The 4,683-nt window shown below is 66.5% G+C and carries 5 protein-coding genes and 1 pseudogene; all 6 read right to left on the bottom strand.

What is annotated here, in order from left to right; translation table 11 throughout:
- Positions 1-106: 106 nt before the first annotated feature.
- On the bottom strand, positions 107-364 hold the full coding sequence (locus ACFQ7Q_RS36120) for a hypothetical protein (protein WP_383562865.1): 258 nt from the start codon (positions 362-364) through the stop codon (positions 107-109).
- Positions 365-394: 30 nt separating this feature from the next.
- A complete protein-coding gene (locus ACFQ7Q_RS36125; RefSeq protein ID WP_383562868.1) occupies positions 395-772 on the bottom strand; it encodes a hypothetical protein in 378 nt (125 codons plus the stop codon).
- Between the two features lie 23 nt (positions 773-795).
- Entirely contained in the window at positions 796-2,064 is a 1,269-nt protein-coding gene (locus tag ACFQ7Q_RS36130; RefSeq protein ID WP_383562871.1) for a hypothetical protein, read from the bottom strand.
- Position 2,065: 1 nt separating this feature from the next.
- The gene (locus tag ACFQ7Q_RS36135; RefSeq protein WP_383562874.1) at positions 2,066-2,335 is read right to left on the bottom strand and encodes a hypothetical protein; all 270 of its coding nucleotides are present in this window, start codon (positions 2,333-2,335) and stop codon (positions 2,066-2,068) included.
- Positions 2,336-2,726: 391 nt separating this feature from the next.
- Positions 2,727-4,250, bottom strand: coding sequence for an FG-GAP-like repeat-containing protein (locus ACFQ7Q_RS36140; RefSeq protein ID WP_383562877.1), 1,524 nt, complete (start codon positions 4,248-4,250; stop codon positions 2,727-2,729).
- 192 nt (positions 4,251-4,442) lie between these two features.
- Positions 4,443-4,683, bottom strand: a pseudogene (locus tag ACFQ7Q_RS36145) (fusidic acid esterase FusH); the annotation flags it as partial.

Raw genomic sequence — 4,683 nt, forward strand, 5'->3', positions numbered from 1 at the left:
CGCCCACGGGTGGGCGAGAGCCGGGCGCGCGAGCCCACCTGGTCTGACCGATCAGATTCACCTGGCAATCAGTCAAGATCACATGTCAGAGGCCACAGGATGCTGGTCAGTGACCGGGCGGCATTGAGCTGCCGGAGTGGTCGATGACGTTGCCATTGGAGCAGTTGTTCTTGTGGTTGCCTGTCCAGTCGCTCAGGGCGGGCACGACGGCGAGTTCCTGGATGCACACGTCGGCGGCGGTGAAGTTCCAGTTGTTCGCCGCGTTGACCCCGCTGCCGAAGTTGCTGTCGTTGTCGGCGAAGGCAGGAGTGGCGGCAGACAGGGCCGCAGCGGCTAGCAGGCCGCAAGTGATGATCTTTCGCATACCGTATGAACGCATACGCGTCTGCGCAGGTCACGCGGCAAACGGCCGAATGTGGAAGGGGCCGGGCGGCTGTCGAACACCTGGGCCGGTACCACAGAAGTTGAGCCAGAACCCGAGTTCCGAGTCCAGAACCAGGTGACTGCCGAGCGCGGCCAGCACTCCGGTTGCGGCGACGCATACACCGAGGGCGGAGTCCCAGGATCGGACCCTGCGGAGGGCAACGTGCTCGGTCTGTCCGGAACCTCGTCCAAAGCCGTAGAGCAGAGTGACGGCTGGAATCAACGTCATGAGATGGGCTAGAAGGAACTGCCCTGACTGCCCTGTCAGTACAGGAATGGGCAGCTCAATGTTGCCCACTGCCAGGCCGATCGCCACCGTGCCGAGGGTCGCCGCTGCGACGACCGGCACAGCCCGCACCTTGCACCACCAGATCATCCCTTGGCTCCGGGGATGCTCATGTGTGGCTGCGTATTGCATGAGCGCATGGCCGCTCGGTTCTTCTCGTACCAGGCGAGCTGCTCGCCGGGGGGCAGCTTGCTCACCCGCTGTGCGAATGCGCTCTCTTGAGGTCCGAAGCGCCCGGCCACGGTTTCCACAGGGACACCAGCTGTGGCGTACAGCCAGGCGGCCACCGGCCCCGCAGCCGTGGCCGCGGGGTAGGGAGCACCGTTGAGCGCACAGGCGGGGGGCTCTGGGAGAAGGCCCGACGCGACTCCGCCGGCGATATCCGCTGAACGCGGGTTGGGTGCGATGCCGAGTTTCAGAGCTCCCTTTCCGGGGTGGGCGGCCATCGTGAGGGTCGGCGGGACCTGAACGCCTGCCTTCACCAGCTCTGCGGCAGCCGCTCGGGCCTCCCGGCGGACCGTCTCGGGGCTCTCGACCTCAGGCCAGAGGCAGACTTCGGGCTTTGCCGCGTCGTCACAGACCAAGGCTCGTGTTTCCCGCGCCTGGAGGGGTTCCGGTCCGAGGTCACGCGCCATGGCCCACGAGGCACCCAGCCCGCCGACAACCAGTGCGGCAGCCGCGCCCAGGGGCACTGCTCTACCGCGGAAGTGGATCAGTGTGAGGGCCGCGCAGGAGACTGCTGCAGCGAAGACAGCGGTCCCCACCAAGGCCCTGTTGTCGATTGTTGTGTCAACCGAGCAGCAGCTGCTCAGTCCGCCGCCCACCAAGTACCGCGGCCAGAAAGTGCTCCATGATGCCGGATAGGCGGTCACGAAGAAGCTGCCGATCAGGGCCAGGGGTGCTGCCAGGACTCCTGGCATGACGCGGCCGACGATGTAGCCGACGAGTGTGTTCGCGACGAGCATCGCGAGGACGGCTGCAAGGATTCCGAAGTGGGGCAAGCCCAGCGGCACGTCGGCAGCGACGGCGGAAGTGAACAAGGCGACGAGGATGCCGAGCAGCCCCATGGCCAGCACGGGCAGCAGCAAGGGGAAGGTGATACCGACCGGACCACGCACTGCGGTCTGTTCGAAGACACGGCCCTTCGTGAGCCGGGCGCCTTCCCACGCGGCAGCAGCTGCACATGCAGCCGACACGAACGGCAGGGCGAAAGCTGCGTTGCCCGTTGCCGATGGCCAGTAGTGCGGTGTCACCCAAGCGGACAGGTCATCGCCGAGAGCCAGAAAGACGAAGCCGACCAGGAGCGGCAGCAGGACGGTGGCCGACGAAGATCGCACAACGGTGCGCAGGAGCATGTCATACCTCCCGGCCGACGAGTGTCGAGTACGCGGCCTCGGCGCTCTCCCGTGGTGAACCGACGTGGCCGGCAAGGGCGTGGAACTCACCTGTGCTGCCCTGGAATCGCAGCTGCCCCCCGCTCAGGATGACAACTTCCTGGTACAGATCTGCTAGATCTTCGGTCTGGTGGGTGGAGACGACGACGTTCACGGACTGGCTGAGCTCAGCCACAAGATCCCGGAACACACCTCGCTGCGTGGGATCGAGGCCGGCGGTCGGTTCGTCCATCAGGATGATCTCGCTGTGATGGGTCAGTGCTCCCGCAATGCCCATTGCGACGCAACTGCCCGCCGGAGACCTCATGGCTCTTGCGGCCAGCCAGCTTCTCCAGCCGGACTCTCGCGATCGCCTTCTCGGACGCTTCCCATGCCGCTGCCTGGTCTCGGCTGGGGTGAGATAGCCGAAGGTCTTGTGCTTGCGCAGGCGGCGGCTGTGGAAGGTCTCGATGAAAGTGAAGACCTCGGCGATCGCGGTGGCCCTGTCGGGCCAGATGAGAGTGGGCCGATCTCTCCCTTGAGCAGGGCCCAGAAACTCTCCGCGGCCGCGTTGCCTGATGCGTCGTCGCGTGCCTGGTGAGCTGCGGCGACTCGTCCAGGCACGCGACGTTCTCAGACCCTGTCTATGCCAGGTGCTTCATGGTGAGCCAGGTGGATCCGCCGACGGGGACTGTCATCCCGGAGTCGATGTCGCCGTTTCCAGTGCCCTTGTAGAGATGGAGGGTGCCGTTGCCCCAGATGGCCATGATGTCTGCTGTGCCGTCGGCGCTGTAGTCGTCGCCGGCCATCAGGGTGACGGTGGACCAGGTGTTGCCGCCCCATACGGGCTTCTGGGCGTTGAAGGAACCGTCGCCGTTGCTCTTGTAGAAGTGGAGTGTGCCGTCGTTCCAGACGGCCATGAGGTCCGCGTTGCCGTCGCGGTCGAAGTCGCCGCCGACGAACTGCTCGACGGTTCCCCAGGTAGATCCGCCCATCGCGACAGTGGTGGCGGCGGTGATGTTGCCCTTGCCGTCGCCTCGGTAGAGGTGGAGGGTGCCGTCGTTCCAGACCGTCAGCAGGTCACCCCAGCCGTCGCCGGTGAAGTCGGCGGCCGTCATCTGCTTGGTGGTTCCCCAGGTCGTACCGCCCATGGCGATGGGAGTCTGGGCCGTGATGCTGCCGTTGCCGTCGCCTTTGTAGAGGTGGAGCGTGCCGTCGTTCCAGATGGCCATGACGTCGGCCACGCCGTCGTTGGTGAAGTCCGCCTTGGCGAGCTGCTTCATTGTGAGCCAGCCGGTGCCGCCGAGCTGCGGTGTCCGTGCTCCGCTGAGGCCCTGGGTGGCGCTGCCGGTATAGACGTGGAGACTGCCGTCGGTCCAGACCGCTGCCAGGTCGGCAGCCTTGTCCCCGGTCAGGTCACCCTGTCGGGCGAAGACGGTGTCCGCGATCCAGGACCCGAGGTCGTCTACACGAGCTCCGAGCGCGTTCGTGCGGGTTTCGGCGGCATCGGTGCCGAGGCATCCGCCCTGCCAGGAACCACTGGCTATGGCAAGGAGTTCGACGGCGCCGTCCTTCTGTCGCAGCAGCGGCCCGCCGGTGTCGCCCTGACAGATCAAAGCGTCCCCGGTCGCCGCGAGCGCCACTGTCGTGGCGTCGCTGGAGGAGGCCGTGAACGTTCCGGTGTGCAGCTTGTCAGGCACCCACGTGGTCTTGGTGCGCCCGAAGCCGGCCGCGCTGAGCTGTTCGTCAGCGGTCGGAGCAGCGGAGGCGATGGTGACCGGGGTGACGTTCTTGACCCGGCTGGCCAGTTTGACCAGGACGACATCACGGTCAGCGCGGGGAACGAGCTGAACGGCCTCGAGGGTCGAACCAACCGTCGTCTGGGCAAGGTCTGTGCGGCCGACGGTGACGGTGGTGGTGACCGCGGGCTTGCCAGCGGCGGGCTTGCCGTCCGGGGAGAAGCAGGTGGCGGCGGTCAGGACCCACTGCGGGGCGACGAGGGCGCCGGTACAGGCGGCCTGCTCGCCGACGTTGATCTTCGCCGTGAAGTTCAGCTGGGCGGGGGCGTCAGTGCCGTTGAGGGCGATCGCCGGAGCGGTGGTCGCCATCGTGGCGAGTGCGGCAACTGCACTGGTGGTCCACATGAGGCGTGAACGCATGGCGGTCATGATTCTTTCCTTGAGATGGAGAGCTGAGGGCGTCTACAGGTCCCTGCAGGGCATGCGGATGACGATGACGAACGGGGCCGACACGCGATCCAGAAGCGGGAAGCCTGAGGCGAGGGTGACCGAGCCTGCGAGAAGTCGCGAAGCCCCCTCGACCTGGCCCGCGCGGACCAGGTCGAGGGGAGGGCGCCGATGTCAGAGGGTGATCACCAGAGTGCCGCCGTTGAAGGATGCGCCCAGGTTCGTGCGCACGAAGACCTTGCCCGTGGCGTACTCGTAGACGAACATGTCGGCCTTCGCGTCTCCGCTGGAGTCCCCGAAGCGGAGGCGGCCGAGGTCGCTGCCGTTGACCCAGCGGCTCCAGCCGGTGCTCCACTGGGTGCCGCCGTCGAAGGAGGCGCCCAGGTTCTTGCGGACGTGGATGTTGCCGTCCACG

Source organism: Streptomyces sp. NPDC056527 (genome assembly GCF_042794475.1).
Taxonomy (GTDB): Bacteria; Actinomycetota; Actinomycetes; order Streptomycetales; family Streptomycetaceae; genus Streptomyces.